Genomic DNA, 882 nt, shown 5'->3' on the forward strand with positions numbered 1-882 from the left:
ATGCCAAGAAACAGAAGCGCGGGGAAGGGGTTGAGCTGAGGACCGATGATTGGGGAGTCATTCGGGCCGGCAAGGGCGTGCTCATCAGTGCCGATAAACAGACCAAGGCCATCGGCGATGTGCTGAGCATGGCGCCGGCAACCGAAGCGATCCAAAGCGCACGCCAGCAAATCGCCGAATGCCGGGAAATCGCTCAGGCCCATCACAGCCAAACGCCCGACATGGGCGGATTGCAGCAACTGCAGACAGACGCCAAAGACCTGCACGGCGCTGCCATCCTGCTCAGCGCGCCCAAGGGCATTGGCGCGGTGACTCCAGCCAGCCTGCTGCTGAAAAGCGGCGACGGGCTCTACGTACAAAGCGCCGACGAAATCAACCTCGCCGCCGCGCAACGCCTGTCGATCCACGCCAACCAGGGCATGTCGCTGCTGGCCCAGCAGGAAGGCATGCGCCTGGTGTCCGGCAAAGGCCCGCTGCAAATCGAATCCCACGGCGATTTGCTGGACCTGATCGCCCAGCAGGACCTCACCCTGCAGTCGGCGCAGGGGCACGTGCAGGTGACGGCGAAGAATGGGATCACGTTGGGGTGTGGCGGGGCCTACATCCGCATCACCTCGGAGGGCGAGATTCAGCTGCATAGTCCAGGTCTGATCAGTTTTAACGGGCTGCATCGATTCAGTCTGCCGTCCGGGGCAGCCTTTCCTTTGTCCGAGCTGCCCAGTTCCGTCTGCAAAGAGTGCCTGAGAAAAGCGCGGGCTAAGGCCCAAGGCTTTACCGGGCGGGAGGCGCGAGGATGAGTTCAGTTCATTGCGAAACCTGGATCGAGTGCCTGGAGTCGTCCTGTGCCGATGCGTCCATCACTTACCTTGACGTGATTATCGA

General features: G+C 61.7%; 1 protein-coding gene. It reads left to right on the forward strand.

From position 1 onward, the window contains the following. The coding region (locus tag NR126_RS28390) for a DUF2345 domain-containing protein (RefSeq protein ID WP_256832482.1) at positions 1 to 797 on the forward strand (797 nt) is incomplete at its 5' end. Positions 798 to 882: the final 85 nt, after the last annotated feature.

It is taken from the genome of Pseudomonas sp. Pse1 (genome assembly GCF_024519635.1).
GTDB lineage: Bacteria > Pseudomonadota > Gammaproteobacteria > Pseudomonadales > Pseudomonadaceae > Aquipseudomonas.